Annotated in this window: 25 protein-coding genes and 3 pseudogenes; 10 read left to right on the top strand and 18 right to left on the bottom strand. The window is 57.6% G+C overall.

From position 1 onward, the window contains the following. Positions 1-7: 7 nt before the first annotated feature. The 3 genes from VY732_RS16160 to VY732_RS16150 all read right to left on the bottom strand — a co-directional run bounded on the left by VY732_RS16160 (position 8) and on the right by VY732_RS16150 (position 2,162). Positions 8-265, bottom strand: a complete 258-nt coding sequence (locus VY732_RS16160; protein ID WP_154905299.1) for a hypothetical protein — start codon at positions 263-265, stop codon at positions 8-10. A 71-nt stretch (positions 266-336) separates the two neighbouring features. Then, the gene (locus tag VY732_RS16155; protein ID WP_154905298.1) at positions 337-918 is read right to left on the bottom strand and encodes an STY4534 family ICE replication protein; all 582 of its coding nucleotides are present in this window, start codon (positions 916-918) and stop codon (positions 337-339) included. Positions 919-1,820: 902 nt separating this feature from the next. After that, positions 1,821-2,162, bottom strand: a complete 342-nt coding sequence (locus VY732_RS16150) for a helix-turn-helix domain-containing protein (RefSeq protein WP_154905297.1) — start codon at positions 2,160-2,162, stop codon at positions 1,821-1,823. Positions 2,163-2,371: 209 nt separating this feature from the next. Between VY732_RS16150 and VY732_RS16145 the strand changes: the two genes are divergently transcribed. Beyond that, positions 2,372-2,629 (top strand): hypothetical protein, encoded by a 258-nt coding sequence (locus VY732_RS16145; RefSeq protein WP_154905296.1) that lies wholly within the window; start codon positions 2,372-2,374, stop codon positions 2,627-2,629. Between the two features lie 43 nt (positions 2,630-2,672). Here the strand turns inward: VY732_RS16145 and VY732_RS16140 are convergent, their stop codons facing one another. From VY732_RS16140 to VY732_RS16085, 12 genes and pseudogenes are all read right to left on the bottom strand, one after another. Continuing rightward, entirely contained in the window at positions 2,673-4,640 is a 1,968-nt protein-coding gene (locus VY732_RS16140) for a DNA topoisomerase III (RefSeq protein ID WP_154905295.1), read from the bottom strand. A gap of 221 nt (positions 4,641-4,861) precedes the next feature. After that, the gene (locus VY732_RS16135; RefSeq protein ID WP_154905294.1) at positions 4,862-5,332 is read right to left on the bottom strand and encodes a single-stranded DNA-binding protein; all 471 of its coding nucleotides are present in this window, start codon (positions 5,330-5,332) and stop codon (positions 4,862-4,864) included. Next, the gene (locus VY732_RS16130) at positions 5,329-5,847 is read right to left on the bottom strand and encodes a DUF3158 family protein (RefSeq protein WP_154905293.1); all 519 of its coding nucleotides are present in this window, start codon (positions 5,845-5,847) and stop codon (positions 5,329-5,331) included. The genes VY732_RS16135 and VY732_RS16130 overlap by 4 nt, the downstream gene beginning before the upstream one ends. Next, positions 5,844-6,599: a PFL_4669 family integrating conjugative element protein gene (locus VY732_RS16125; RefSeq protein ID WP_154905292.1), complete on the bottom strand. Its 756-nt coding sequence runs from the start codon at positions 6,597-6,599 to the stop codon at positions 5,844-5,846. The genes VY732_RS16130 and VY732_RS16125 overlap by 4 nt, the downstream gene beginning before the upstream one ends. 242 nt (positions 6,600-6,841) lie before the next feature. Continuing rightward, the gene (locus tag VY732_RS16120) at positions 6,842-8,032 is read right to left on the bottom strand and encodes an STY4528 family pathogenicity island replication protein (protein WP_154905291.1); all 1,191 of its coding nucleotides are present in this window, start codon (positions 8,030-8,032) and stop codon (positions 6,842-6,844) included. Further along, positions 8,029-8,577 carry a DUF2857 domain-containing protein gene (locus VY732_RS16115; protein WP_154905290.1) on the bottom strand — a complete coding sequence of 183 codons (549 nt, stop codon included), beginning with the start codon at positions 8,575-8,577 and terminating at the stop codon, positions 8,029-8,031. Before VY732_RS16115 ends, VY732_RS16120 begins: the two co-directional genes overlap by 4 nt. After that, positions 8,574-10,160, bottom strand: coding sequence for a ParB family protein (locus VY732_RS16110; RefSeq protein WP_331691170.1), 1,587 nt, complete (start codon positions 10,158-10,160; stop codon positions 8,574-8,576). The genes VY732_RS16115 and VY732_RS16110 overlap by 4 nt, the downstream gene beginning before the upstream one ends. Positions 10,161-10,174: 14 nt before the next feature. Next, positions 10,175-10,384: a hypothetical protein gene (locus tag VY732_RS16105; protein WP_190329700.1), complete on the bottom strand. Its 210-nt coding sequence runs from the start codon at positions 10,382-10,384 to the stop codon at positions 10,175-10,177. An 85-nt stretch (positions 10,385-10,469) separates the two neighbouring features. After that, a complete protein-coding gene (locus tag VY732_RS16100) occupies positions 10,470-11,312 on the bottom strand; it encodes a ParA family protein (RefSeq protein ID WP_154905288.1) in 843 nt (280 codons plus the stop codon). Between the two features lie 4 nt (positions 11,313-11,316). Further along, entirely contained in the window at positions 11,317-11,547 is a 231-nt protein-coding gene (locus VY732_RS16095; RefSeq protein ID WP_154905287.1) for an AlpA family transcriptional regulator, read from the bottom strand. Positions 11,548-11,662: 115 nt separating this feature from the next. After that, on the bottom strand, positions 11,663-12,412 hold the full coding sequence (locus VY732_RS16090; RefSeq protein WP_154905286.1) for a hypothetical protein: 750 nt from the start codon (positions 12,410-12,412) through the stop codon (positions 11,663-11,665). A gap of 238 nt (positions 12,413-12,650) precedes the next feature. Beyond that, positions 12,651-13,230, bottom strand: a pseudogene (locus VY732_RS16085) (TetR/AcrR family transcriptional regulator). A gap of 487 nt (positions 13,231-13,717) precedes the next feature. Between VY732_RS16085 and VY732_RS16080 the strand changes: the two are divergent. Then, positions 13,718-14,902: pseudogene (locus VY732_RS16080) on the top strand (IS3 family transposase). Between the two features lie 1,096 nt (positions 14,903-15,998). Here the strand turns inward: VY732_RS16080 and VY732_RS16075 are convergent. After that, positions 15,999-16,922: a LysR family transcriptional regulator gene (locus VY732_RS16075; protein WP_163909909.1), complete on the bottom strand. Its 924-nt coding sequence runs from the start codon at positions 16,920-16,922 to the stop codon at positions 15,999-16,001. A gap of 185 nt (positions 16,923-17,107) precedes the next feature. On the opposite strand from VY732_RS16075, the gene VY732_RS16070 reads away from it, so the two are divergent. The 5 genes from VY732_RS16070 to VY732_RS16050 all read left to right on the top strand — a co-directional run bounded on the left by VY732_RS16070 (position 17,108) and on the right by VY732_RS16050 (position 20,774). Continuing rightward, positions 17,108-17,701, top strand: coding sequence for an HD domain-containing protein (locus tag VY732_RS16070; protein ID WP_154905284.1), 594 nt, complete (start codon positions 17,108-17,110; stop codon positions 17,699-17,701). Between the two features lie 25 nt (positions 17,702-17,726). Next, a complete protein-coding gene (locus VY732_RS16065) occupies positions 17,727-18,491 on the top strand; it encodes a class II aldolase/adducin family protein (RefSeq protein ID WP_154905283.1) in 765 nt (254 codons plus the stop codon). Positions 18,492-18,631: 140 nt separating this feature from the next. Continuing rightward, positions 18,632-19,729 (top strand): MFS transporter, encoded by a 1,098-nt coding sequence (locus VY732_RS16060; RefSeq protein ID WP_154905282.1) that lies wholly within the window; start codon positions 18,632-18,634, stop codon positions 19,727-19,729. Next, positions 19,698-19,946, top strand: a complete 249-nt coding sequence (locus tag VY732_RS16055; protein ID WP_154905281.1) for an MFS transporter — start codon at positions 19,698-19,700, stop codon at positions 19,944-19,946. Before VY732_RS16060 ends, VY732_RS16055 begins: the two co-directional genes overlap by 32 nt. A gap of 114 nt (positions 19,947-20,060) precedes the next feature. After that, the gene (locus tag VY732_RS16050) at positions 20,061-20,774 is read left to right on the top strand and encodes a haloacid dehalogenase type II (RefSeq protein WP_154905280.1); all 714 of its coding nucleotides are present in this window, start codon (positions 20,061-20,063) and stop codon (positions 20,772-20,774) included. A gap of 341 nt (positions 20,775-21,115) precedes the next feature. On the opposite strand, the gene VY732_RS16045 is transcribed toward VY732_RS16050, so the two are convergent. Together VY732_RS16045 and VY732_RS16040 are read right to left on the bottom strand one after the other, a co-directional pair. Further along, positions 21,116-22,123 (bottom strand): aldo/keto reductase, encoded by a 1,008-nt coding sequence (locus VY732_RS16045; protein ID WP_154905279.1) that lies wholly within the window; start codon positions 22,121-22,123, stop codon positions 21,116-21,118. A gap of 59 nt (positions 22,124-22,182) precedes the next feature. After that, positions 22,183-22,644, bottom strand: a complete 462-nt coding sequence (locus VY732_RS16040; protein WP_190329699.1) for a MaoC family dehydratase — start codon at positions 22,642-22,644, stop codon at positions 22,183-22,185. A 97-nt stretch (positions 22,645-22,741) separates the two neighbouring features. Between VY732_RS16040 and VY732_RS16035 the strand changes: the two genes are divergently transcribed. From VY732_RS16035 to VY732_RS16025, 3 genes and pseudogenes are all read left to right on the top strand, one after another. Beyond that, entirely contained in the window at positions 22,742-23,197 is a 456-nt protein-coding gene (locus tag VY732_RS16035) for a MarR family winged helix-turn-helix transcriptional regulator (protein WP_154905277.1), read from the top strand. A gap of 228 nt (positions 23,198-23,425) precedes the next feature. Further along, positions 23,426-24,157 (top strand): GntR family transcriptional regulator, encoded by a 732-nt coding sequence (locus tag VY732_RS16030; RefSeq protein ID WP_154905276.1) that lies wholly within the window; start codon positions 23,426-23,428, stop codon positions 24,155-24,157. A gap of 128 nt (positions 24,158-24,285) precedes the next feature. Then, positions 24,286-25,589: pseudogene (locus tag VY732_RS16025) on the top strand (MFS transporter). Positions 25,590-25,597: the final 8 nt, after the last annotated feature.

The following is a 25,597-nucleotide window of genomic DNA, read 5'->3' as shown; positions in this document are numbered from 1 at the left end:
GCGCTGTTTACAGCCGAGTGAATCGGTGGCGTTGACCGTGTAGGTGTGAACCACAACCGTCGCAGGGCAACGGGGAAAAGGCTCTTATTCCCCAGCCGGCTTCGGGATCAAAGTCGGCACTGATGGGCATTAAGCGAACCAGTCCACGATGGATGTCAGCGATGCGTTTCTCGATTTCATTCGTCGTGTAGTAGAGCGACAACGTGCTGTAGTCCTCGTAAGCCGCAGCGAACAGGCACTCGTCGCAAAGCCAGAAGGATTCCATGTTGGTTCTCCTGTGCTGATCGAAGAAAAGGCGCTCGAGGGAGCGCCTTGATGAGGAACATCGTGGACTGTTCAGGCGGACTGAGCAGTAGGGGTGGCATCACGGCGGGCCGTGCGGGGAGTGGGTGGAGATTCAGGTTTGATCCGGGCCTCTGCCGAGTTTTCGGTCTCCTCAGCTTCGGCATCAGCCGATGGTGGGGATAGCTCACTATTTGACGCTTGCTCAGCAGGTGCTGTTGCTTCCTGCCTGGCGGGCGCTTTGTACTCGAACGTGCCGTTGACCTTGATCCAGTCAATGAACAGCAAACGACCTTTCAGGCTGGCGCCCGGTTGGCCTTGTTTATCGCCTTTCTCGTAGAGAAACGGATCGATCCACAGGTCGCCGATACGGAACGATAGCAAGACCTTTTTCTCGGCGTTGACCGCGTCCATATAAAGACGAATCAAGCGTTCAGCTTCACCCCCAGCGACTTTGCAGTCGAAGCGGGTGTACTCGACCGCATCGGTGGCACCGTGCAGGGCGGCGATATCGCAGGCCATGAACGGCTGGCCGCGGCGAACTTGTACTTCACGAACACGGTTGAGATAGCCGATACCGACGGTGTGCAGGTTGAAGTATGGGGTCGCTTCTTGGGAATGGTTGGTGTGGGCCATGGTGGTTCTCCTGTTTCAAGGGAAAACGGTGACGCACAGCCCCTGACGGGGAAGTGAGCCCCCGTCAGGGTGGGTAAGGTGAAGGCGAGCAATGAACGACTCGTCATCGGCAAGCCAATGACGATCAGAACGATGCGTCTGGCGGAATAACGGTGCAACTGAGGAACGTCTGCGGTGGTGATCCGCAGGCATGGGGTAGTGGGCATTCATCACCGCTGAAGCGGTAATCGTGCGAGCCTCCGAACGCTGATCGCACTTGGGTAAACCACCACGAATGTGGCGTAGCCTTGAAGGTTCAAGCTACCTGGGCTGGGCTGTCAACGACAGCGAACCACGCCCTTTGTATAAGCCTGTCAGAGGGGAGCGTCAAGACGCCGCAACCCGATTTTTTATGGCCGGAATACAGTGGCAGTCACTGGACTGAAGAAAGTGAAGAGTGGGCCTGGCGGGTGCCAGGCGAGGAACAGAAAAGCCACCTTTGGCGGTCTTACGCAGTCGACAAGCTCCTCGCAAAACTTGGTTTGACTGCGGCATGATTCGCCAACCGACCCTTGTCGTGGCCTGGGTCGGAACATGCTGGCACGCATCCGCGCACAAAGGGTGCCCAGTGTTTCCCCGGCGGGCTCCGGGACTGAATACGATCGCCGAAGCGGATGACCGCTGTTGCCTGGTAGAGGCAACAGTGGTCATCCGCCACCACGATCAGGTCGAGCACAAAGCGGGAATAAAATTCTGCAGAAGAGAAGGCTCCGAACTCAAGGAGTCCGACCGAGCTACCCGGAGCGCATCGGTCTTGGGTCGCCGTTGGCGATGATCCTGAGGCACTACAGCAGAGAGGGCGGGATGACGTCAAGGCAGAGGGCAATCCTCAGTGCCCCTATAATGAATGCGAGCGAATGAGCTCACTTGTTGGCGAGATGAGCAGCCAACTGTTCGACGGTCGCCAGGATAAAGGCACGGTCGCTTTCCTTCAGTCCGCTCAGCAGACCCGCGATCATCTGGCCTTGGTCATTGGGACGATTGCTCGACTCCGTCAGCAGTTCATCTATCCGGCAGTCGAAAATGTCCGCCAGTTGCATCAGCTTGACCACAGAAAGCTCCACTACACCCCGCTCCAGGCGCGATATGGCTTCACTGCCGATTCCCATGCGTTCAGCCACCTCTTCCTGGGTCAGATTACGCTCGGTCCGGTGCTTCGCGATCATGCGCCCGATTTGGGTTTGGGTTGGATGTTTATGTGCCAAGTGATGAGTTCTCCAGTTCAACCCGAATGGTTGAGCAAAGACCCATTGACATGAACATCCTTATCGGTTGAGTATCGACTTGTCGGGTTGTTATATTGGCTCAAATCGCTGTGTAATGCGACGTGGCTTCTATTCCTCCAGGAATCAGAGTCCAGGATGGTCAGTGAGAGTGAACGGTCTGATAGGGCCAAGCTGAGGAATGGTTGAGCATGGAAGAGGAGAGCGAGAACGTCATGGATCAGATCTGGGATCGAACACTGGAGCTGTTCATCAAGATCCATGATTGCCCGGATAACCCCGAACACTTCGATAGCCTTGTTCATTGGCTCAACGAAAATCCTGCTCACCTGAAAGCGTTCAACGAACTGGGGCAGATATGGATTTCGACAGGCATCGCCTTGGCCCGTGAGATCGGGCAACCCCTAAGCGATTTAGAGAGGGATGAGTCGCCGTTGATGATGCACTGACCGGTAGATCGCCCCAATATTCATGTTGATCTTCAATGGTGCGTCATGGGCGACGCGTATTTTTACTGACCGACACAGTGCCCTTACAGTCGGGGTAGTGGGAGCATGACCAGAACGGCCCTGATTTCCCCTTTCTCCTGAGCATTGAGGCGTTGCAAATGGGGCAGGTCGGGCCGGCTTCGACAGGTACCGCGAAGGTGAGTGGGTCACAGTGTTCGACCAATTGTGCAATCCAGTTCGCCTGCTTGGCGACGAACGTATCAAGAGTCAGACGTCCCGCTTCGATTTCGTCCAAAGCCTGTTCCCAGATTGCGGTCATACCTGGATCTGCGATCGCAGCGGGTACCGCCTCGATCAGGGTATGGGCCGCTGCGGAGGCCATCAAGGCGCGTTTTTTCTTCAGCAAATAACCGCGATCAATCAACCCTTTGATGATGCCGGCTCGCGTGGCTTCGGTACCGATACCGGTGGTGTCCCGAAGTTTCTGTTTCAGGCGTGGGTCGTTGACCAGCTTGGCCACATTTTTCATGGCCTTGATCAGATCGCCCTCAGTGAGAGGTTTGGGAGCGGCAGTGCGCATGGACTTGAGTTCGACGTCGTCCACTGCGCACTGAGTACCTTGTAGCAAGACGGGCAATACTTGGGACTTGTGACTGGGCTCATCGTCTTCGGTGTTTTCGTAGAGCAAGCCTTTCCAGCCCTGGACCAGGATCTGTTTGCCCACAGCGGTCAATCGTTCTTCGCCACACTGCAGTTCGACCTGGGTCCGATCAAACTCATGATGCGGCAGAAATTGTGCGAGGTAGTGGCTACGGATCAGTTCGTAGACTTGGCGTTCTTGTTCGGACATCCGCGCAAGGTTCGCCGGCTCGGTGGTGGGGATGATGGCGTGGTGCGCGGTGACCTTGGCATCGTTCCACACGCGGGAGTGCAGTGATTGATCGAGTTTTCCCAATGCGGGCTGCAGCGCGGGATCCGTTTTGAGCAGGGCATCGAATACTGCGGGTACCTCGTTGAACATACTCTCTGGTAAATAGCGGCAATCGCTGCGCGGGTAGGTGGTGGCTTTGTGGGTTTCGTACAGAGCCTGGGCGATGTTCAGGGTTTCCTGGGCGCCTAGTCCCAGCTTGCGTGAACAGACTTCTTGCAGTGTGCTCAGATCGAACGGCAGGGGTGGCGCTTCGCGGGAATGCTCAGTCTGCAGCGAGAGGACTGTGGCGGTCTTACTGCAAGATATCGCTTGGGCCGTCTGACGGGCAAGCGTCTGCTGCAGGCAACGACCGGCCTCATCTCGTCCTGAGCTGGGTGGTTGCCACGATGCAGTGAATGGTTGCCCCATGGAGGACAGGCGCACCTCCACTTCCCAGTAGGGCACCGAGACGAAGCTGGCAATCGCGCGATCCCGATCGACCACCAGACGTAAAGTGGGTGTCTGGACGCGTCCAACCGACAGTACGCCGTCGTAGCCCACCCGCCGACCAAGGAGGGTAAACAAACGACTCAGGTTCATGCCGATCAGCCAGTCGGCGCGGCTGCGGGCCAGGGCCGAGTGGTAGAGCGGGAAGGTCTCCTGTCCAGACTTCAGCGAGGACAGTGCTTTGCGAATCGAGGCCTCGTTGAGTGCGGACAACCAGAGCCGCTCAACGGGACCTCGATACCGGCAGAGTTCGAGTAACTCGCGGGCAATCATTTCACCTTCGCGGTCGGCGTCGGTCGCGATCACGACAGCGGAGGCTTCACTGAGCAGGCGCTTGATGACTTTGAACTGTGCCGCAGTTTTGGGTTTGACCTCAACCTGCCACTGCGTGGGAATGATCGGTAGATGAGCCAACGACCAGGATTTGTACTGATCGCCATAGGCTTCAGGTGGGGCTGTCTCGAGCAGATGGCCGATACACCAGGTGACGGTTGAAACGGTGCCGATAAGGCAACCATCACCGCGCCGAGTGGCTCCGAGAACCTTGGCGATGTCACGACCTTGGGAAGGTTTCTCGCAGAGGAAGAGACGCATGGAACTGCTCCGGATTGAGTTCGGAGCAGCGTTGTTGGAAACAGCGGTGGCGAGATATGAGAAACCTGAATGGCAGGTTCCTCATATTAGTCGGTGAGGACGGGCATAAATGGTCCGAGGCCGCTAGCCGATTGTAGCGTGGACGATAGTGTGGATCTACACGAACAGCGAGTAATAACAACCAGCAACTTCGCGCAAAGGCGCAATTTTTATGCCCGAAGTCAGTTCGTAGATGCCTGTCCTCTGCGCTTTCTGGGTTTGGACGTAGCTGAACTGGCTTGCTCAGTGTTTTGCCCGACGTGCGTCGCAGATGCCGCCGGTTCACTGGAGCGTTCCCGCATGACCACACTGTGCACCCGGTGAGGTAGGATGCCGATTCGACGGGCCTCGATCTTGAAGGTCACCCGCGCATTGTCTTCGCTGTCCTCCCACTCATCGCGCACGGTGCGGCCTTCGACCAACACGCGCATGCCTTTCTGGTACAGCGTGCTCCAGTGTTCAGCATCGCGGTGCCAGAGCTCAACCGGCGCCCAATAGCCGCCTCGATCTTCATAGCTGCCTTCGCGTGGCACGGGGTTGTCGAAGTAAACATTCAGCCGCAGCAAGCGTCGTGGCTCGTCATTGCCTGATGGAAACTCTTGAAACTCTGGCGCACTGCCTATATTGCCTTCGCCGACAAAAAAAGTACTCATCGTGATAGCTCCACTGCGGTGGTGAGTTGGCACAGTAACCGTTCGGCACTGGCCATTTTGATCGCGCAGGTTGAGGCCTGGCGGTAGAGCGAATGCACCACGCTCATCTGCAAGTTCAGTGCAATGCGCTCGCATTCGAAACGTTGCAATCCCTCGCGTACGGCCTGCGGCAGGGCTTTGTTGGAGACCTGGCGTTCCCAGACCGCAACCCCCATACGGGCAAAATCACGGGTGCGCCAACGCAAAAAGGTGCTGCCAGCGCTGGTGTTCTGCAGCACCAATCGAATATCCAGCAGTGAGTAAGGAGGTTGTCCGGCCTGCTGCACCACAGCCTCCATCAGGTGACTTAACTGCGCCTCGATTTCCCTCGCCACCTGCGCCAGGTGTTCCAACTCCCCCTTACCCTTAAAGGGCTTTAAAAGGCCTTTTAGAGAGGCTGCGTGTTCGAGCTGTCGATAGGCATCCGGTGTCAACGCTTCGAAGGGCACTGGTTGAGCCGAGGTCAGGTGATTCATGCTTCGTCCTCCGGCTTATCCACTGTTGCAGATGGGGCTCCCGTTTCCTCTGCCAACGCGTCAGCGTCATCCACTGCCACCGCACCACGACGAATGATTGGCGGCGCGAACTGGGAGCGGCGATGTCCCTCAAGAATGTCCATCGGGGGAAAACCCATTTTCTCGATGGCCGCTATGGCACGGGCATTGTTCGCCGCCATGTCATCACGGGTAACGCCGGCATGCCGATAGCGCTGGGCCTGGCCGAACAGGCTGCGCAGCAGATGGGCGCCGTCGTCGATCCAAGCTTCCATGTCGACGCGGCCAATCAGGGCGGTGTGATGGGCCAATAGCGTACGACGCACCAGGGTGTCGTAGTCGGTCAACAGGTAGACCGCAAGAAAACCCAGCTGGCTGCCGATGTACAACGGCAAAGTGACGGGGTGGATATTGAGGTTGTCGCTCATGTCGATCTGTGTCGGCAGGTCCTGTCTGATTCGATCCAGCTGTTGGGTCAGTTCCAGCATCCCAGCTTTGGCTTGCATCAGTTTTTCTTCGAGTTGCACGATGGCCCAGTCAGCATAGGGATCGTCCTGGGCTGCGGTTTGTTTGATCAGGTTGGTGACACTGATGTAGCCGGCCATACCCATGATCGAGTGGACGCCTTCGCGTGCGGCTCGACCTTGCCAGATCCGGGCGGCGTGGTGAGTGTGTAGGGTCAGGGTGATGCTGCTGCGCAATGAACCCAGGTTGAGTTGATAGTGATCGGCCACGGTGTTGTCCTCGCATTAGCTTGGACGGAAACGTTGCGACAGATGAGGGGCAAGGGCAGCCAAAAAGCTGAATGCCGTCTGTTCGGTTTGGTGTGAGAGGATTGATTGCGCAGACGTTCGCGAGTGATGCCAGTGGCATCATTGCCTTGGATGGAGATGGCCGTATCGTCCGGATTGCGCTGATTCGGCCCGTTGCGGTCGCACAGTAGACCTCAGTAGATTTGATGCCAGTGGCATCAAATCTACTGAGGTCCAGGCCGTTTGCCACGCAATTGGCGCAGCTCATTCAAGCACGCTTGGGCGAGTGCGGAAGCGGGTTCGCCCTGTTGTCGGGGCAGGCGCGACGGTGCTGGTGGGGGCGGTTCTGCAGTGGGTGACGGTTCGGCCTGACCTGCCCAAGGACGAAAGTCGCCTTTCAGCGCACGCTGGATCAGGCCCATCAGATAGGCCGCTGGCTTGCGGACGCTTCCTGCCGTACAGCGTGCCCCCGCTTCGTTGAGCACCGCCTGCCGATCCGCTGGTTTGAGCTTGTTCAGCGCCACGGCGACAGCCTGACGCTCGCTTGGGCTCAGGAGCAGCGGATCGGGCCAGTGCAGGTTATCCACCGCTGGGGTCGCGCGCGGTACAGTACAAATACTTTCTTTTAATACAGTACAGGCGGCGTTCGGATTCCGAACGGTGCTGGAAATGCTGGCGTTCAGGCCCGGTTCGGATTCCGAACGAGGACCTGCACGATTCCGAACGTGGTGATCTTCTCCCAGTTCGGAATCGTGTAACGCCTCATCGATTGCTTGATCCAATCCTTGCTGCGTCCAATGTTCGCCCCAACTGTCGAGCCGCGTCGGTAACCGATCCTGATCGATATTCGTGTCCTGGCGGACTTCTTCCACAACGTGATGGGCGACAATACGCACCGCCTTGGTGGCATGAGCGAGGGCATGTCCGACCAGCTCCAGGTAATCCTGATCCAGTTCCATGGCTTCGGCGGGGGTTAACGGCTCATCGTGCAGAACATACAGTGAACCTTGATGACGTCCGCTGAGCTGATCGCGGCCGCGACTCACCAAGCTGAGCCAGCGAGTAAGTCTGAGCATCATCAAGACGCGAGCGATGCTTTCACGGGAAGCTGATGCACCGTAGGGCACACTCGACAGGTAAGGCTGCAAATCCTCATAGTGCGGCGTGACCACGGCCTGGCCTTGCAGCATGAGTCGAAACACCTGCCAGGCATTACGTTCCAATGGCGTCAGGCGATTATCCAACAGCAGCCGACGCGGCACGACTTCGTGTGACTGGCCACTGAATATAAAGCCAGCCTGCAGCGCCTGGTTGGAGGGTTGCTCAGTGGTAGGACGCGAGGGCCAGCGTTCACTCAACTGCTGGGTGCATTGCTGCAGGACACGCTGCCAGCGACTGGAAGGGGCGGTGTTCATGTTCCGTTGCTGTACTGGTCGATCTGCTGCCAAACGATGGTCAAGCTGATTTTTTGCTCCTCCGCTAGCATCATCATGGCGTCGAGCTGATCCTCGGCACCATCCTGATCTCGTAACTGGCACCATCGCTGCCAGAGCGCATGTTCCTGCGCTTCGCTTAAATGCTGAGGGCGGCCCTTACGGGTTTCTATCTTGAGCAGACGTCGGCGCAAGGCGGTTTCCGAATGTGCCAAACCGAAGCACTGATACATGATGGTGCTGCTGGCGCCGAGCTTGAGCGCTCGGTTGATCAAGCGCTCGTTCTGCTCGTCGCGTTCGGCTTGTTCGATCAACCGATGCAGCACCGGCGAGTCAATCTTGACCTCAACCCAGGGGACGGTGGCATGGGCAAGGCGTGACAGTGTGGTGGGTGGTAAGGATTGCAACAGGTAGATGTCGTCCTCGCCCAGTCCGAGTGCCTTACAGCGTTGCAGATTACCCAGGCGCAGCTCATGCAGCACCTGGGTCAGCATGGCTTGGTTGAGTACATTGAAGGACAGGCTCATGGCAGTTCCCTCGTTGTGTTGTCTGCAGGGGTAAGCGTTAAGTCGATCAGGCGGCGGGCCAGGCGGATCAGGCGAAAGAGTTTGATTAACAGATTGTCGGGTAGTCGCTCCAATCCCACATCCACGGCGGGACGATCTGCCAGAGGGAGTTGATAGATCCCCAGCAACAACTGACCGAACAGGGCTGAAGGGAGTTGCTTGCGATCCTCCCAGTTCACGTCGTCTTGAGCGCGCAACAGGGCCAGGAGCAGTAGATGAACGCCGGTCGCACGAGGCGCTGTAAGATCAAGTTGCTCGATGTTCAAGGTGAAGCCCAAGCCATACTTCTGATCGATGATGCTTTCGGGGTGTCCGGTATAGACCGCCATTTCCCGTACCAGTCCGGCAATGGCTAAACGCAGTTGTTCGGGGGTATCCAGTGTTGGTGCGATGATCCAGATGTCGTCGATCGAGCAGGTGTCAACGGTTGCTGTTACTTCAGTAGCAGTGTCGCGATCAATCTGTTCGCGAATCTGTTGGACACGTGACGGAGGGCTGACTGCTGATACGACATTTGTTTCGGGTGGTGTGAGCAGCTCCTCTCGTGCTGTTTTGGTCTGGAGCCCGGTCCCGGTTGATGTTGGATGGGACTTGGAGGTGGTAGGTCCCGCCGCAGCTCCATCAACACTCGACAGATGCTTGTTCTCTGAGGGCGTGACGACGACATCGCCAGGCATCGAGATGACCCGTTGGGTATCGCTCAGCTCCAGGGCCAACATACGGTAGGACTGTCCGAGGAAGCGGCTCATGCGTTCGAGCATTTCATCCTGGATTTTCTCAAGATCGAAGGACTCCGGTTCGGTATCGAAGTAGCTCAGGGTCTCGAGCCAAAACTCGGCGAACATGAGGGGCGCGGTTGGATAACGGTTCCAGGTTCGCTCTGCCTGACTACGCAGAGCGATCAGGCGTTCGATCTGGGGCTTCCCCAAGCCGGCATACAGGGTTTGTGGAATGGCGGGCAGTAAGTGTTCGAGGGTGTCCAGCATCCGGCTGATGTGTGACTGCGAAATTGGATAGCCTCCCGCGGCAAGACGTCGTGCCAGCTCACGTTGCGAGAGCACAATTCCCTCTGGTTCGAGCATGGTTTTGAGTTTGGCTACCGCTAGCGCACGCTCGATGAAGGTGAGTTGGCCGTGCAGATCGCTTTCGGCCAGATGGCCGAGCAGGACGCTGAGTTCATTGGTCCACGGTCGGAACAAGCAATGAATGCGGAAGAAGCGCTCGTCACGAGTTTCCTGCCACAGCTCGCCGAGAATCGCCAATCGCGTATTACCGCCGTTGCGGATAATGAAACAGGTTTCACCCGGGCGGCGGGTAATCGGCGGTGGTTGATCCAGCCCGCGCTCACGGATCGAGGCTTTGATATCATCGTAAAGCGGATTTCGGATGAAGCGCGGGTTGTGTTCGTAGGGCCGCAACTGCTCCAGAGTGACCGGCATGGGCGTATCGGTAAGTGGATCGGACAGCCGCTCCAGTTCTGGACCACTAGGGAAGTGCTCCTTCAGCAACTGGTCGGTGATCTCCTCCTGACTGAGCTTCTTCATCGGAACTACCTCAGTCAACGCCGGTTACACAAATGGTCACCGACTTCGAACTTGACGATCTTGGCGGTCCCCGAGCTTTCGAAATGTTGGGACAGTTCTGCGAGGAACCACCCCATGGCCGAGCGCCCACCCTGCAGACGGAAGACCACGGTGCAGTACTCCTCGCAAGGTGGGTGGAGTGGTCGAATGGATGGCTGAACGATGATGGGAAACTGATCCAACATCAAAAGACTCCTTGCCAAACACTGTTGGCTTCAAGGTCGAGTAAACAAAATGACTTGGCGAGAAATGTGGGCTTATCGATTCGTCTCATCGAACCTCCGCGTATCTGCTCACCGTCGAGATCGCTTCGCGCCATTCCGGAAACAGTTCGATGGACAGCGCTTGCATGGTTTCCAGCGCTGATGGCGAGCGTCGTTCGCGTGACCGATGGGCCTCGATTCGGTGGACCGGCAGACCAAGGGAGGCGGCATTGAGATACGCCACTCGGTTTGGAATTACGGTGTCTAGAACTGAGATGTTGGTAGCCCCAGCGAAGGTCTCGCGCAGGCCACGGATGATCATTCGGGTGTCTATTCGAATGGCGTTCACCTGGTTTAGCAGCAGTCGCAACGGTGGTGGTGTAATGCCTAGGTGACGGAATGGTTCGAGCTCACTGAACAGCTTCAAAGTGCCGCGGCGCAGTTCGCGGGCGGCGAGCATTTCCGGCGTGATGGGAGAAAGGGCGAGATCGGAGGCAAGGATGGCCATCTCAAGCATCACACTACGTGCGCCTTGGGTGTCGATCAAAAGCAGGTCATAACGGGGGCGGAAACTGTCGAGCAAATTGCGCAGCCGTAATCGCCCGTCAGGGGCGTGAAGCAGCAATGAACTCAGCTGGCCTTGATCGTCGTTGGAGATGATCAGGTCGAGCCCCGCAATCACTGTCCTGGAAACAATCTGCGCAGGCGCTGTTAAGTTGAGTGCAATGAGCTGGTATGCACCAGCAACAGCTTTCTGACTCAAGGCGTAATAGCTGGAGAGGGTGGGTTGGCTATCTAGATCGAGCAGCAGGACGCGTAGACCAACATCCGCCAGCAGTCCACCGAGATTGGCCGCAACTGTGGTTTTGCCTACCCCACCTTTAGTGGAAACCACCGATACCACGCGCATCACATCAGACCTGCTGGCCTAAGCGCTCAGCGACCCACTGCTCAATTTCCAGTGAGTCCCAACCGACCGCGCGCAGACCGATGCGCTTGGCCTGAGGGAATTTACCTTCCTTCATCAGGTTGTAGATGTGCGCGCGTTTGAAGCCAGTTTTTCGCTCCACCTCGTCGCGCCGCATGATGTGACGTTCGATTTGAGGTTGTGGCACTTCAACTATGAGTGAGGATTGGCTGGACATGCTGGTCACTCCTGGCGCCGATTGGCGCGTGGTGGGAAGTGACCTGAAGTGAATAGCAGAAATGGGAGAGAGTCATTGCACCGCAAGCCGGTGGGTTGCAGTGCAATGATTTGGTTTAGGTGGTTTTTTTTAGAGCGCGATTGGCTGCCGCGAATTTTTTATCTAGCGTTCGTTTGCTGAGACCGGAAATGTCATTGTGGCGCGCGGTCAAAGCATCGACGATTGCGGCTTGACTCTTGAACACGGAAAGAGGTTTACCTGCGGGCGACACGTCCAAGACGGTGTTGATCAAGGCACCGATGATCTGCAGGTAGGTGTGTTCACTACGATCGCTGAGCTGTCCCTGCGTTTTTACCAGCGTTTTAAGGCTTTCCTGTTCAAGTCCTAGTGCCTGAAGGTCAGCTTCGACATCTTGGAGCTGACGTTTTAGAGCATCGCGCTCTCGAAGGAGGGCATCACGCTCGGCCTGGAGTGCAAAGTAAACACCCAGGCTGATGTTGTCCTGAGTGTCATCGACTGACGAGAACAAAAAAACGGGCCGCTGATCGGGATAGTGGATCTGCATCCAATAACGCAAATCAGAATGTCGTACCGTCAACAAAGTAGGCTCCACGGGAGTGCCCAAGGGTACCGAGATACCGAGATAACCATACGGTAATTCGCCATGGCGGACGGCATCATAGATTTTTTCGGTATTGGCGTGCAGGCAAGGCCACTGGGGAAACAGGATCCTGAGCTTCTCCGGGCTGGACCCAGCAGCCTGCAGGACCTGCGCTTCGTAACGAATGAGGTTGCACCAACGCAATGCTGCGTCGATGGGTCGATAGAAGATTTTAGCCTGCGGGTTAAAGTTGTTTGAAGACATGTGCGAACGGATCTCCATTCCTTATGGATCGGCCTCCCGCGAAACATCTCTACATCGCCTACCTGCTGAAAACTGCTGGTAGTGCCTGTGTTATTCGGATTTTTTACTCGATGAGGTCATTCCATTTAACTTTACGTAAAATATCTACCTTTGATTTTTAACGCCTTCATGCCAGGCGGATAGGTCAGGACCTCGTCGCGCACGGCGTTGACTTAATAAGCCTGAATACCTCGGACAGCTAGATGGTCACCGACGGCAAGAGGGGCGCGATAATTTCCGCGCGGCATACCTCCAGAATCTCATCCGCCAGGGCGGAGTCATCCAGACAGGCACGCCAATACGACCGCACCGATCGCATGGGCCTGCATGTCATTCATCTTTGCTCGTAAGTTGTGCTGATCCGCCACGGCCAGGGTTGCGCCCTCACGCTCAAGGGCAGCCAGCATGCTTTCGAGCCCGCCAGCAAACTTCGCCTTGATCTCCTCAGGTTGACGCGCAGCGTCCCCGCAAAGGGCTGCCATTGTACAACCGACACTCCGGGCATCACGGTGATCTCGTGACACATAAAAATCTAAGAACTCGTTGATGTCGAGGACTTCGCTATTGGCCTGGGTCTGCGCAAGCCCGATCGCTGTTGCTTCAGCTATCAGGTCGGCCTTGGAGCGGAAGTGCTTGTAGAACCCTCCATGTGTGAAGCCGGCCGCCGCCATCAGATTCACCACCCCCTCGCCGTCATAGCCACGCTCACGAAACAGGAGAGAGGCCGTTGCGACAATTTGCGCCCGATTCACTTGTACCTGGGCTTTGCTGACCTTCATATCCACCTGCCTTTTGTTTACGACAACAAACAGGCGGTCAATATACATTGATGTCGATCATCATCAAAGCCTGAAGATTATGATTGACATCATAATCACCGGCACGTTTTTGGAAGAGCTTAAGCCATGACAGGTTTCCAGCGGGTGGCGCCGACCTACTTCTTCGACGTCTATCGCCGCTGAGGCAAACCCTCCGGCGTATTTCCCCCAGAGTCCTAGACGGCGATGAAAGTTGCAGAGTCGACCTGAAGCAGGTTTGACCCCGGCTTTGTCATTGAGCACCTGCGTGACCATTCGAACACTGGTGATGTTGCAGTTGATATCGTCAGCGACTGCACTTTGTTCTTCGGCAGCCGTTGCAATTTAGTGGGTCAGCTATCCGTCCCATATGCTGATCGAGGGAAGGATGTTTGGCTGTGAACGAGCCCCATGAAAGACAGGACACCGTTTCCCCCTTACGATAAGGGATAGGCAAACGGTTATGTTTATGACTAATAGCAACGATAAGAGTGGGGAGCTTTTGGGCCAGGAGCGGCGATGCCGCTGGAGCCCAGAGCAAAAACTGGCCATGGTTCGCGAGAGTCTTGAGCCAGGGCAAAGCGTTTCGGTGGTGGCTCGGCGCAACGGCATCAATGCCAACCAGTTATTCCTGTGGCGCAAGCTGTATCAGGACGGCAGCCTGTCGGCGGTCAGTGCAGGCGAAGCCGTGGTGCCTGCCTCCGAGTTGAGCGATGCGCTCAAGCAGATCCGTGAACTGCAACGGATGCTGGGCAAGAAAACGATGGAAGCAGAAATCCTCAAAGAGGCCGTGGAGATCGCCCGATCGCGAAAATGGATTGCGCACTCACCCTTGTTGCCGGGGGACGACCAGTGAAGCTGGTCAGCGAATGTCTCGGTGTGACGCGCTCGCAATTAACGGTTCGAATCAAGCAATCGGTATCGCCCAAAGTACGGCGAAGCAGACCTGTGAACGATGCTGATTTGGTGATCGAAATCCAACAGCAGGTCAGTGAACTGCCCAGCTATGGCTACCGTCGAGTCTGGGGATTGCTGCGTCGCGCCCGTGAAACCCAGTTGCTACCCGCGATCAACTTGAAGCGGGTTTACCGGGTGATGCGTGATCACAACCTGCTGCTTGAACGCCGGATCAAACAACCCGGCGTGCCGAGCCGGCACGAAGGCCGTATTGCGGTGAAAACCAGCGATACGCGTTGGTGTTCAGACGGCTTTGAGTTCCGTTGCGAGGACGGCGCCAAACTGAGCGTGACCTTCGCCCTGGACTGTTGTGATCGCGAGGCCATCGGCTGGGTCGCCAGCCCGACCGGGTACAGTGGCGATGATATCCGGTGATCAACTGCCGACCACGCCGGTGCAATGGCTCAGCGATAACGGTTCGGCCTACACCGCCGAACAGACGCGTCTGTTTGCTCGACAGATCGGCTTGCAGCCGGTGACCACACCGGTGCGTAGCCCACAGAGTAATGGCATGGCAGAGAGCGTCGTGAAGACGATCAAGCGTGACTACGTGGCGCACATGCCCAAGCCGGATCGAGAAACGGCGCTGCGTAACGTGGCTATTGCCTTCGAACATTACAACGAGCACCATCCGCATAGCGCCTTGAACTATCGCTCACCGAGGGAGTTCAGGCGCTTGGCAGTGGCATCAATTTAACGGGGAGTTGGTGTCCGGTTTTGAAGAGGCAAGTCCAAGCCCCTCGTGTCTGTGTGCTTAGATACGGAAAGAACTCGCTCGGCCTCTGAGTCAGCACTGTATGGCTAACGGAATTCGCATCTGCTGTTAGCATCGATCTTGCACAGCATGGCTGTGCTCCTCGCTGCCTGCATCCTGAATCGTTCCCTTCACGCGACGTAGCACGTCACGTTTGTCACTCATCTATGGATGAGGGCTCGGATTGAACGTGCATTGAGAAGCACTTTATTACCAAGTTATGTAGTGCTAGGGAATTGGCACACGCATTCCCTGGATAATGACGTCATGGGATCTACCCAATGGTTTTTGGGATTGAAAGTAAAAGTTAGTTTGCAATTTTTCTTGAAGAGCGGGTGCTGCCTTGCCTGACGTGCGTGAAGGGGCGCGGTGTTTCCACTACCATCGCGTGTTTCAGGCGCAACAACGCGAGCACGAGTTACGTCAGCATGAGGCTCATCTGCAACCCTGGGTTCAAGGTGGGTTCTCTTGTGTGGAGCCCACTTGAAGCCGATGGCAGAAGTCGGGGATTTTTTATCAGGGAGTTTGATCGCTTCTCCTCAGACCCGTAGGTTCCACGAATCGAGTTGGCCAATCCGATGCAATTGGTAGGTCAAGTTGAATGCCCAAGGGTATGTTCGTTCCGTCAGAAAAAATGACGCTGAGCGATCATCCACTTGTGAAATACGTCACTGATCAGCGCTGTTTTTTCTGCCACCCCCGATCCATGTTGCTCATCGCCGCAAGCTAGTGGACTGGATGAGAACAAGTCTAGTCGTCCCGCTAAAGGGAGGATCGACGATAAACTACTTCCTGAAAACAGGCAGTGAGCGACGACTCTCGATAAAAATATCGGCGGCATTTCTTCGCCAGTTGTCGCGCGGCAGGCCGCCATAGTCGGTGAGCCGAAAATGGTAGGCCTGCTGTCCAGGTGGTGAAACGGGACCGGCCGGGGGCGGAAAAAATCTGCGCCGCAAGATCCGGGAGTTGACATGAGTCTACCGGTGGCCGGTCGCGACGGGCCTGCAATGGCCCCTGCGCAACCGGTCTCTTCGGCCAATCAGGCCGGTGTCAGGATCAGGTCCACCAGACGCCGCGCTGGCGGTGACAGGGTGCGTCCCGCCAGTTGCACGATGGCGCACTCGATATTCATGTCCGATGGCGAAAGTCCGGGACGTAGCAGGGAGCCGAGGTTCACCAGGCCGCCGTTACGGTCGTCGCCATCGAGCCAGGAGCTCCAGGTGAACAGGATGTTGTCGCTGCACAACGTCAGGTCGCGCAGCAACGACAGGTTGTCACAGGACAGTTCCACCGGCAGCGCCTGATTCGGTTTCATGCCGAACATCGCACGCAGGCGCGGGGCGAGCGACTTGTCGAGCATCACGGCGGACCAGGGATACCCCGGCACCTGCGTCGGTGACGGGGGTGTACCCTGCTGAAGCAGTGGATGCTCAGGTCGGCAGTAGAGGGAGGCGGGCTCGGCCGGCAGCCAGGTCAGGTCGAAACGACCGTCCAGTTCTAACTCGCCTGGGTAGGCGACGAAAAACTCGATGTGTTCCTGTTCCAAGTGCAGTTGCAGGTTGGGCGTCTGGCTGGCTTCAATGTGCAGCCTGAGGCGAGGACAATGCCGTTTCAGTTCGATCAGGGCATGACGCAGCGGTCCGCCCATGGCCAGCAGGCTGGCCCCGAAGTTCAATTCTCCGCGTTCCGCGTGGGACAGGTAGTAGACCTCGTCCGCCAGATCGCGCGCGCGTCCAAGAAGCATCTTTGCCTTGACGATCAGGTAGCGGCCGGCGGGGGTCGGTCGCACTGAACGCGTGTCACGGTCGAACAGGCGTAGGCCGAACTCGGCTTCCAGCGACTGAATGCTGCGGCTGAAGGCTGTTTGCGAGAGGTGTGCGCGGTCAGCCGCCCGGGAGAAGTTCAATTCCTCGGCCAGCAACTCCAGATGATGTAGACGCTTCAGGTCAATTGATGCCTTCAACGCATTAGATTCCTGAGAAAAATGCATTAGACGCGAATATAGGCCGCTAATAGTGTATCGGCAAGAGCGCCAGCGTCCGTCCGGGAGTTGGCCTGCCTACCGGTCAGGCGGACCTTCCGCTACTGGATACGACGACTACAACAACATCGCGCCGGCATGGCGCATTAACGTCGAGGAACAGCCCCATGAGTCAGCACGCCACCTTCACCCGCATGGACCAGAGTACCCAGGCTGACTGGGACATCATCGGTGCGGAGTTCCAGCACTTCACCAAGGAGCTGCCCAATCGGGTCTTGGCGCATCTGAAGCTACTGGATGGCGACTACTCCGGTTTCCCCATCGATCGTCTCAGCCATAGCCTGCAGACGGCAACCCTGGCCCATCTCGACGGCCGTGACGAGGAATATGTGGTCTGCGCCCTGCTGCACGACCTCGGCGACACACTGGGTTCCTTCAACCATCCCGAAGTGGCGGCCTCTATCCTCAAACCCTTCGTTAGCGAAGCCAACCACTGGATGGTCCAGAATCACGGTGTGTTCCAGGGCAACAACTTCTTCCACTATATCGGCATGGATCGGAACATGCGGGAGATGTTCGCCGAGCATCCGTACTACGAACGTACTCGCGAGTTCGTCGACCTGTACGACAATCCCGCCTTCGATCCCGAAGGCGAAATCCTCCCGCTCGACTTCTTCGCGCCCATGCTGCGCCAAGTGTTTGTCAAGCCCAAGCAGAGCCTTTACATGGCTGCGATGGATCTGGCCGAACAACAGGGTTGAACGATCAGTGGCGAAGGAAAGAACCATGCAAATCGAATCCGTGAAAGACAAGGTCAGTGAGGCCGAGTGGCGCCTGCGAGTGGACTTGGCGGCCTGCTACCGGCTGGTTGCCCTGTACGGCTGGACTGACCTGGTGTTCACACACATCAGCGTGCCCTTGCCCGTCGCGCCTGGCGAAAAGCAGCAGTTCCTGCTGAACCCTTACGGGTTGTTGTTCGAAGAGATCACGGCTTCCAGCCTGATCCGGGTAGATGCCGAGTGCAACAAGCTCAGCGACTCGCCATTCCCAGTGACGCCGGCCGGGTTCACCATCCATAGCGCCATCCATGCCGTGCGCGAAGATGCGCACTGCGTGCTGCACACTCATACGCGCAGTGGCGTGGGTGTCAGTGCGCAAGAGTGCGGTGTGCTGCCGATCAGTCAGCAGTCCATCTTCGTGCTCAACTCGCTGGCCTACCACGACTACGAGGGGGTTGCCCTGCGTGATGACGAGAAGCCGCGGCTGCAGGCCGATCTGGGCAATGCGAACTACCTGATGCTGCGCAACCATGGCTTGCTGGTGGTGGGGCGTAGCGTGCCGGATGCCTTCCTGAAGATGTATACCTTCGAGAACGCCTGCCGGATCCAGATCGACGCTCAGACCGGTGGCAAGCTGATCGAGATCGATCCCTTTATTCGTCAGGGGCTCGACGAGGTATTCCAAGTCGCCACCAGCGGCATGGGGCCCGATATCGCCTGGCCCGCGCTGCTGCGCAAGCTGGATCGGCTCGACCCGAGCTACAAGAGCTGAAAACGACTCGAAGCATAGAGACGCAACCTGCTTGCATGCCCCGGAACCGAACCTGGCTCCGGGGCTCAGCCCATTACAAGAGAGGGTGGGCGGGCCGGGGCGTAGTCAGCTCCAGTCGGCAGCGCTCCGGAGAATAAGAAATGAGCGAGATCGATACCGCGGCGTCGGGTAGCGACGTCCCTAATGCCCGTGCCCTGCCTGCTGAGATCGATGCCGTTGTACGCAAGGCAGCATGGCGGCTGATACCCATCCTGTTCCTGGCCTACGTGATCAACTTCATTGACCGGGTCAACATCTCCTTTGCCAAACTGCAGATGAGTCATGCCCTCGGCCTCGATGATGTGGCTTTCGGTGTGGGTGCCGGCATGTTCTTCATCGGCTACTTCTTCTTCGAAGTGCCCAGCAACATGATTCTCGAGCGTATCGGTGCCCGACGTTGGGTACCGCTTATCATGCTCACTTGGGGTCTGGCCACGGCCGCCGTGGCCTTCGTCACTACACCGCTGGAGTTCTACCTGATCCGTTTCTTTATCGGCTTCGCCGAGGCCGGATTCTTTCCCGGTGTGGTCCTGTTCATGACCTACTGGTTTCCCCCTTCCCATCGCGGGCGGATGATGGCGCTGTTCATGACCGGGCTTGCCATTTCCGGGGTGATTGGCGGACCCGTCTGCGGGGCGATCATGGAATTCCTCGAAGGCTATGCGGGGCTGGCGGGTTGGCAGTGGCTGATGATCGCGACGGGGCTGCCTTGCCTGCTGGTCGGTGTGGGCATTTACCTGCTACTGACCGATCGTCCCGACCAGGCCCTCTGGCTCAGCGCGCGGGAGCGCCAGGTGCTCAAGATCAGCCTGGGTAGCCAGGAACGGCCGAAGACTTCCGTGAAGGCTGGCTTGCTCAATTTCTGGAGTTGGAACAGTGCCTGGATCTACTTCCTACTGGTGTGCGGCGGCTATGGCGTGTCGTTCTGGATGCCCACTCTGTTCAGTCAGGCAGGGGTCAAGTCCAGCGCCGAAATTGGCTTGCTAGTGGCCGTGCCGAATCTGGTCGGCGCGATTGCCATGTTGCTGATATGTCGTCACTCGGACAGGACTCGGGAGCGCCGCTGGCACCTGGCGGCCTGTTTTACTTTGGCTGCCATTGGCTATGCCGTGATTGCCAGCCAACTGGGTAACGTGGCAGGCCTGTTGATCGGGCTGAGCATCGCCCATGTCGGTATCCTTGCCGGTGTGCCCGCTTAGCTGGACCATTCCGACACGCATGCTGGTGCCGTCGGCCGCGGCGGTTGGCATCGCCATCGTTGCATCGGTGGGTAACCTCGGAGGCTTCGCCGCACCGGTGCTGATCGGCAAACTGACCGAGGCGACCGGGGACCTGGTAACTGGCTTTCTGGCCATAGGCGTATTGCTGCTGCTTGGGGCGCTATGGACTGCGCTGACCGTGCGCATACCCCGCTAGCGTGCGGCCTGCCCGCTGGGCTGCATCGGTGCAACCCGCATCACACTACAAAAATGAAAAGCCAGCTGTTACTGAATACAGTGGTTTCCCGGTAATAACCTGAGGAGTAATCCAATGACGCTTCCACAAGCCTTGGCATTTGACGTCTTCGGTACCGTTGTTGACTGGCACTCGAGTATTGCGCGTGAAACGAGCACGTTCCTGTCTGAGTACCTGCCGTCAGTCAGCCCTGCGGATTTTGCCTTGCAATGGCGCGAGTTGTATCTGCCGGCAATGCGCGAGTGCGTCAGCGGCCAGAGAGGTTTCGTTGTCCTGGACACGTTGCACTACGAGACGCTGCAGAAGTTGTTGGGGGCTCACGGCCTGGACGTCAGCCAGATCGCCTCTGATGTATTGTGGAAGCTTGCCCATGCCTGGCGCCGCCTGGACCCTTGGCCCGATGTGGCTGAAGGTCTGGCCCAACTGCGCCGGCGCTTTCCAATTGTGACCTTGTCGAATGCCAATGTGGAATTGATGATCGCAATGAACCGGTACAACGGTTTGCAGTGGGATGCCCTTTTGGGGGCGGAGTTTGCACAAACCTATAAACCGGACCCTGTTGCCTATCTCACCACTGCACAAGCGCTAGGCCTGGAGCCACAGCAACTGTGCCTGGTTGCGTGCCACCACAGCGACCTTGCGGCGGCCAGAGCCTGTGGTTTGATGACGGCTTATATCGATCGCCCCATGGAATATGGTGGAGCCCCTGCGCCCGACGCAGGCGATGTCCAGAGCTGGGACTGGCAGGCCAACAGTTTCACTGACCTTGGGCATAAGCTGCAGGATTAGGAAGCTGACTAAGCAACAAGAAAATCCATACGAGACGGAAACTGTACAATGGCCCTCACCGATACCGCGGTCCGAAACGCCAAACCCTGTGCGAAGGACTACACCTTTCTGACTACGACGGCCTCGCTCTTTTCGTCAATCCGAAAGGTGTCAAATACTGGCATTTCCGCTTTCTTGGGTGGAGAAGCGATCGCGTATTTCTCTCGGTACCTACCCTGAAATCGGCTTGAAGGATGCACGCGCTTTGCGTGATGTTTCCAAGGTTCCGATTGCCAGGAGCATTGTGCATCTATTCATCGCTTGCTCCCTTGTGCGGATGTCCTAATCGCTACCAGCGTGGTTCAGGCGACTATCCGAGCAGCATCATCAACTGCCCAGAGAACGGGCTTTCTTGCCGGCGCAGAGGGCACGAGGCTGCTGACGGTATCAAGCCGACTGATGTGCTCAGCCGAAAGCTCAAGCGACAGAGCGCCGAGGTTGTCGGTGAGCTGGATTAGGGAACGCGGTCCGAGGATCGGAACTGCTCCGTGCGTGCCGGCCCATGCAATGGCGACCTGGCCTGCGCTGACGCCAAGTTCGCCTGCGACGGCGAGTACGGTGTCGAGTATCTGTGTGCGCTGTGCCGAGTTCTCGGGTTGAAACACTCGGCCACCGAAGCCTTCGGCACGCCCCTTTTCGCCCTCGCGATACTTGCCGGTCAGCATCCCTCCGCCCAGCGGCGACCAAGTGACGACACCCAACCCGAGTGCGTTGGACGCTGGAAACAGGTCAGCCTCGGGTTCGCGACGTACAAGGCTGTGCTCAAACTGCGCTGCCGCAATGGGGACCGCACGACTGAGTTCTGCCAGAGTGACCGCGCGGGCGAGCCGCCAAGCGGAGAAGTTCGATAGGCCCGCATAGAGAATCTTGCCGGCGCGTGCCAGGTCCTCGAAACCGCGGACTATTTCCTCGGCTGGTGTGACGCCATCGGGATGATGCGCCCAGTAGATGTCGATCCGATCCGTCTTGAGCCGCTTGAGGCTCGCCTCTACTGAAGCAACCATGGCCTTGCGGCTATTTCCGGTGACCAGTCTGTCGGCGTTGGGGGCTGCACCGTTGGTGAATTTGGTCGCGAGCACGAAGTTTTCGCGCCGCCCTTCGAGCAGGGTACCGAGGAACTCTTCGGATTGTCCGAACTGATAGATATCTGCTGTATCGATGAAGTTGCCGCCGGCCTCGGCATAGGCGTTGAAGACCGCCTTGCTGGCATCGGGATCGGCACCATAACCCCAGCCAGTGCCAAAGTTTCCCGTGCCGAGGGCGACCTGTGAAACCCTCAGGCCAGTCCTGCCAAACGATGTGTATTTCATACTTTGCTCCATTGATTAAGCCAGGATGATGTTGTCAAAGTCTGTCGTCTCTGTGCCGATCAGCTCTCCTGCTTCACGTAGCGCGGAACCACGAGGTTGCTAACGGAAATCTGGACGATTGCCCCGTCTTGGTTCAGCGTCGTCGCGCGTAGCTTGACCAGCCCTTGCTCCGGCCTCGATTTCGACGGCCGCACCTCCAACACTTCGCTTTCCACGCGCAATTCATCACCGTGACGTACTGGAAGCGGCCAGCGCAATTCATCGATACCAGCGCCGACGATACCGCCAGCAGGCTTGAAATCGCTGTCCACGAGCAACCGCATCGTGACTGCGGCGGTATGCCAACCGCTCGCGGCCAGGCTTCGGAAGATCGAGGCGCTCGCAGCGCCCTCGTCCAGGTGAAATGACTGGGGATCGAACTCGGAGGCAAACGACTTGATCCGTTCATTCTCAATGCGTACCCGTGCATTCCCGCCAAATCGCTGTCCAGGCACGAGGTCATCAAGGTAGTAGAGGTCCATGGTCGTCCTTTTTGTCAGAGTGTCTCAAGAGCGCTTATCGATAGCGCCTATGTCATAGATAATTGCATATACAAATATTGTAGATACAATAAATCACATGAAGAACGCCATCAAGCCGCAGGGATGTACCAATCTGAAGCTTCGCCAGCTCAATCGCATGGTGACGCGTCACTACGACCGTTACGTCGGCGAGACGGGGCTGAAGAACACGCAGTATTCGCTGCTATCACATGTCGTGAAGCTGGGGCCTATCCGTCCGGGCGATCTCGCCAGGCGCATGCAAATGGAAGCTTCGACGCTGACGCGCAACATGCAGTCGCTTGTGGCACACGGCTGGCTGAAGATTGGCGCGGGAGACGATGCCCGCAGCCGTCTTGTCGAGGTAACCGAGGCAGGGTGCGCGAAGCGCGCCGAAGGTCAGCATGCGTGGAAACTGGCGCAACAGGCACTCAATGAGCGCCTCGGTCCGGAGAGCGTTATCGCATTACACGAGATGCTCGATATGTGGATCGAATGCCTTGGCGATAATCTTGACCCGCCATCGGAGGGGTAAGCCCCTTGAGCGCTCCTGACAAGGGGGCTCGGTCGAGGCAGGAGGTCTCATCTTGAGAGGGGCTTGCAGGTTTTAATCGAGTCTGGTGATCGCCTGCGTGCTTGACTCGGTGGCGACGCGCCATTCGTCAGTAAGATGCTCTACCCCTTCTTGACAGCCAGCCTGCAAGGGGGGAAATACTTGCCCCATATTCATATAGATGACTAGATGACAAGGTGAATAAAGTCGATGAGTTCTCTTTCCAGTGATGTTCGGCTACCGCTTTACCAACGCCTGCGTGACCACTTGGCTGAGCAGATCGCCAATAATCGCTGGCGTCCGGGGGAGGCTATTCCTACCGAAGCCGCGTTTTCGGCGGAATACCAATTGTCCACCGGTACCGTGCGCAAAGCGGTCGACGCGTTGGTCAGCGAGGGTATTCTTGAACGTCAACAAGGACGCGGCACTTTCATTCGTCGGCCACAGTTTCAGTCGTCACTGTTCCGGTTCTTCCGTTTTCAAACCGCTGCCGGCGAACGTCTGGTGCCGGAGAGTCGCATCCTGTCCATCGAGCCGGTGACCGCACCGTCGGCGGTAGCCGAGGCGTTGAGGCTGCCGCTCGATGCCCCGGTAATTCGCATTGTCCGCCTGCGTCTGCTCGACGTTAAACCGGTGCTGGCCGAAGAAATCTGGCTGCCGCGCAGTCGTTTCCAGGCGTTGCTGGATATCGACCTGAGCAGCAAGGGGCCATTGCTGTATCCGATTTACGAAGAAGTGTGCGGCCAGGTGATCGCCTATGCCGAAGAAACCCTGACCGCCGAATCGGTGAATGACGTACATGCGCGGTTGCTGCAGGTACCGGTCCATAGCCCGGTGGTGGTGATCGAGCGTCTGGCGCGCGACTACGCCGGTCAGCCATTGGAATGGCGTCGCTCACGAGGGCACGCTGAGCACTTCCGTTACAGCGTGGATATTCGCTAACGCCCCACAACTGCAAAAGGGGCGAGCCGCTCGCCTCTGATTTCAAATCGATGTGTTTTCAAAACTGGCCCTGTAGCGGTGCGGTTCGCTCTCGGCTGCCTCATGTTCCACTTATAAGGATAAGAATCATGTTCAGCTGGTATCGCCAAGTCACTCCTCGGGAGCGCAAAACGTTTTGGGCCTGTTTCGGCGGATGGTCGCTCGATGCATTGGAAGTACAAATGTTCGGCCTGGCAATTCCGGCGTTGATCGCTGCGTTCGCCTTGACCAAGGGCGATGCGGGGTTGGTCAGTGGCGTCACGCTGGTTACCTCGGCAATCGGCAATCGGCAATCGGCGGTTGGGTAGGGGGGACGTTGTCCGACCGCTACGGCCGGGTGCGCACACTTCAGTGGATGATTTTGTGGTTCTCGTTCTTCACCTTTCTCTCCGCGTTCGTCACTGGCTTCCACCAACTGCTGATCGTCAAGGCGCTGCAAGGTTTTGGCATTGGCGGTGAGTGGGCCGCAGGGGCGGTGCTGATGGCCGAAACCATCAACCCGAAATACCGTGGCAAGGTCATGGGCACAGTGCAAAGCGCCTGGGCCGTGGGTTGGGGCCTGGCGGTCGGGGTGTTCGCGCTGATTTATTCCCTCGTGCCGCAGGACATGGCCTGGCGGGTGATGTTTATCGTCGGCTTGCTGCCGTCGTTCCTGATCATCTGGGTGCGACGCAATGTTGAGGAACCCGACAGCTTCCAGCGTCTGCAAAAAGAAAAAGCCATCCCGCAAAGCTTCTTCAAATCCCTTGCCGGCATCTTCCGCCCGGAGCTGCTGCGTGTAACGCTGTTTGGCGGGCTGTTAGGCCTGGGCGCCCACGGCGGTTACCACGCGGTGATGACCTGGTTGCCAACGTTCCTCAAAACCGAACGCAATCTGTCCGTGCTGAATTCCGGCGGCTAACTGGCGGTAATCATCTTTGCTTTCTGGTGTGGGTGTGTGGTCAGCGGCTCCTTGATCGACCGTATTGGCCGTCGCAAAAACATCGTGCTGTTCGCGCTGTGCTGTGTCGTCACCGTGCAGTGCTATGTGTTTCTGCCGCTGACCAACACGCAGATGCTGTTTCTCGGTTTCCCGCTCGGCTTCTTCGCGGCGGGCATTCCGGCGAGCCTTGGTGCGCTGTTCAACGAGTTGTATCCGGCGGACGTTCGTGGCGCCGGTGTGGGGTTTTGCTACAACTTTGGCCGAGTGCTCTCGGCGGTATTCCCGTTCCTGGTTGGCCATATGAGCGACTCCATGTCCTTGGGTTCGGCGATAGGCATCGATGCCGGGATCGCTTATGGCGTGGCGGTGATCGCGGCCCTTTGTCTGCCGGAAACCCGTGGTCGCAGCCTTGAAGCCACGAACACGGCAGCGCCCGTCACGGTCAATGGCAACGAGAGTGCCCGGGCCTGATGATCATT

This window comes from Pseudomonas sp. ZY71 (assembly GCF_036542145.1).
GTDB lineage: Bacteria > Pseudomonadota > Gammaproteobacteria > Pseudomonadales > Pseudomonadaceae > Aquipseudomonas > Aquipseudomonas koreensis_A.
The sequence above is the reverse complement of the archived record's forward strand: the minus strand, read 5'-3'. Positions and strand labels throughout refer to the sequence as shown.

Bases quoted from the DNA above. Each gene is read 5' to 3' on its own strand.
- VY732_RS16155 (WP_154905298.1), bottom strand. From the start codon at position 918: ATGGCCCACACCAACCATTCCCAAGAAGCGACCCCATACTTCAACCTG.
- VY732_RS16040 (WP_190329699.1), bottom strand. From the start codon at position 22,644: ATGGACCTCTACTACCTTGATGACCTCGTGCCTGGACAGCGATTTGGC.
- VY732_RS16030 (WP_154905276.1), top strand. From the start codon at position 23,426: ATGAGTTCTCTTTCCAGTGATGTTCGGCTACCGCTTTACCAACGCCTG.
- VY732_RS16035 (WP_154905277.1), top strand. From the start codon at position 22,742: ATGAAGAACGCCATCAAGCCGCAGGGATGTACCAATCTGAAGCTTCGC.
- VY732_RS16055 (WP_154905281.1), top strand. From the start codon at position 19,698: ATGTCGGTATCCTTGCCGGTGTGCCCGCTTAGCTGGACCATTCCGACA.
- VY732_RS16110 (WP_331691170.1), bottom strand. From the start codon at position 10,160: ATGAAGAAGCTCAGTCAGGAGGAGATCACCGACCAGTTGCTGAAGGAG.
- VY732_RS16115 (WP_154905290.1), bottom strand. From the start codon at position 8,577: ATGAGCCTGTCCTTCAATGTACTCAACCAAGCCATGCTGACCCAGGTG.
- VY732_RS16140 (WP_154905295.1), bottom strand. From the start codon at position 4,640: ATGCGTCTCTTCCTCTGCGAGAAACCTTCCCAAGGTCGTGACATCGCC.
- VY732_RS16045 (WP_154905279.1), bottom strand. From the start codon at position 22,123: ATGAAATACACATCGTTTGGCAGGACTGGCCTGAGGGTTTCACAGGTC.
- VY732_RS16095 (WP_154905287.1), bottom strand. From the start codon at position 11,547: ATGTCCAGCCAATCCTCACTCATAGTTGAAGTGCCACAACCTCAAATC.
- VY732_RS16070 (WP_154905284.1), top strand. From the start codon at position 17,108: ATGAGTCAGCACGCCACCTTCACCCGCATGGACCAGAGTACCCAGGCT.
- VY732_RS16065 (WP_154905283.1), top strand. From the start codon at position 17,727: ATGCAAATCGAATCCGTGAAAGACAAGGTCAGTGAGGCCGAGTGGCGC.
- VY732_RS16090 (WP_154905286.1), bottom strand. From the start codon at position 12,412: ATGTCTTCAAACAACTTTAACCCGCAGGCTAAAATCTTCTATCGACCC.
- VY732_RS16100 (WP_154905288.1), bottom strand. From the start codon at position 11,312: ATGCGCGTGGTATCGGTGGTTTCCACTAAAGGTGGGGTAGGCAAAACC.
- VY732_RS16050 (WP_154905280.1), top strand. From the start codon at position 20,061: ATGACGCTTCCACAAGCCTTGGCATTTGACGTCTTCGGTACCGTTGTT.
- VY732_RS16120 (WP_154905291.1), bottom strand. From the start codon at position 8,032: ATGAACACCGCCCCTTCCAGTCGCTGGCAGCGTGTCCTGCAGCAATGC.
- VY732_RS16145 (WP_154905296.1), top strand. From the start codon at position 2,372: ATGGAAGAGGAGAGCGAGAACGTCATGGATCAGATCTGGGATCGAACA.
- VY732_RS16060 (WP_154905282.1), top strand. From the start codon at position 18,632: ATGAGCGAGATCGATACCGCGGCGTCGGGTAGCGACGTCCCTAATGCC.
- VY732_RS16130 (WP_154905293.1), bottom strand. From the start codon at position 5,847: ATGAATCACCTGACCTCGGCTCAACCAGTGCCCTTCGAAGCGTTGACA.
- VY732_RS16160 (WP_154905299.1), bottom strand. From the start codon at position 265: ATGGAATCCTTCTGGCTTTGCGACGAGTGCCTGTTCGCTGCGGCTTAC.
- VY732_RS16135 (WP_154905294.1), bottom strand. From the start codon at position 5,332: ATGAGTACTTTTTTTGTCGGCGAAGGCAATATAGGCAGTGCGCCAGAG.
- VY732_RS16105 (WP_190329700.1), bottom strand. From the start codon at position 10,384: ATGTTGGATCAGTTTCCCATCATCGTTCAGCCATCCATTCGACCACTC.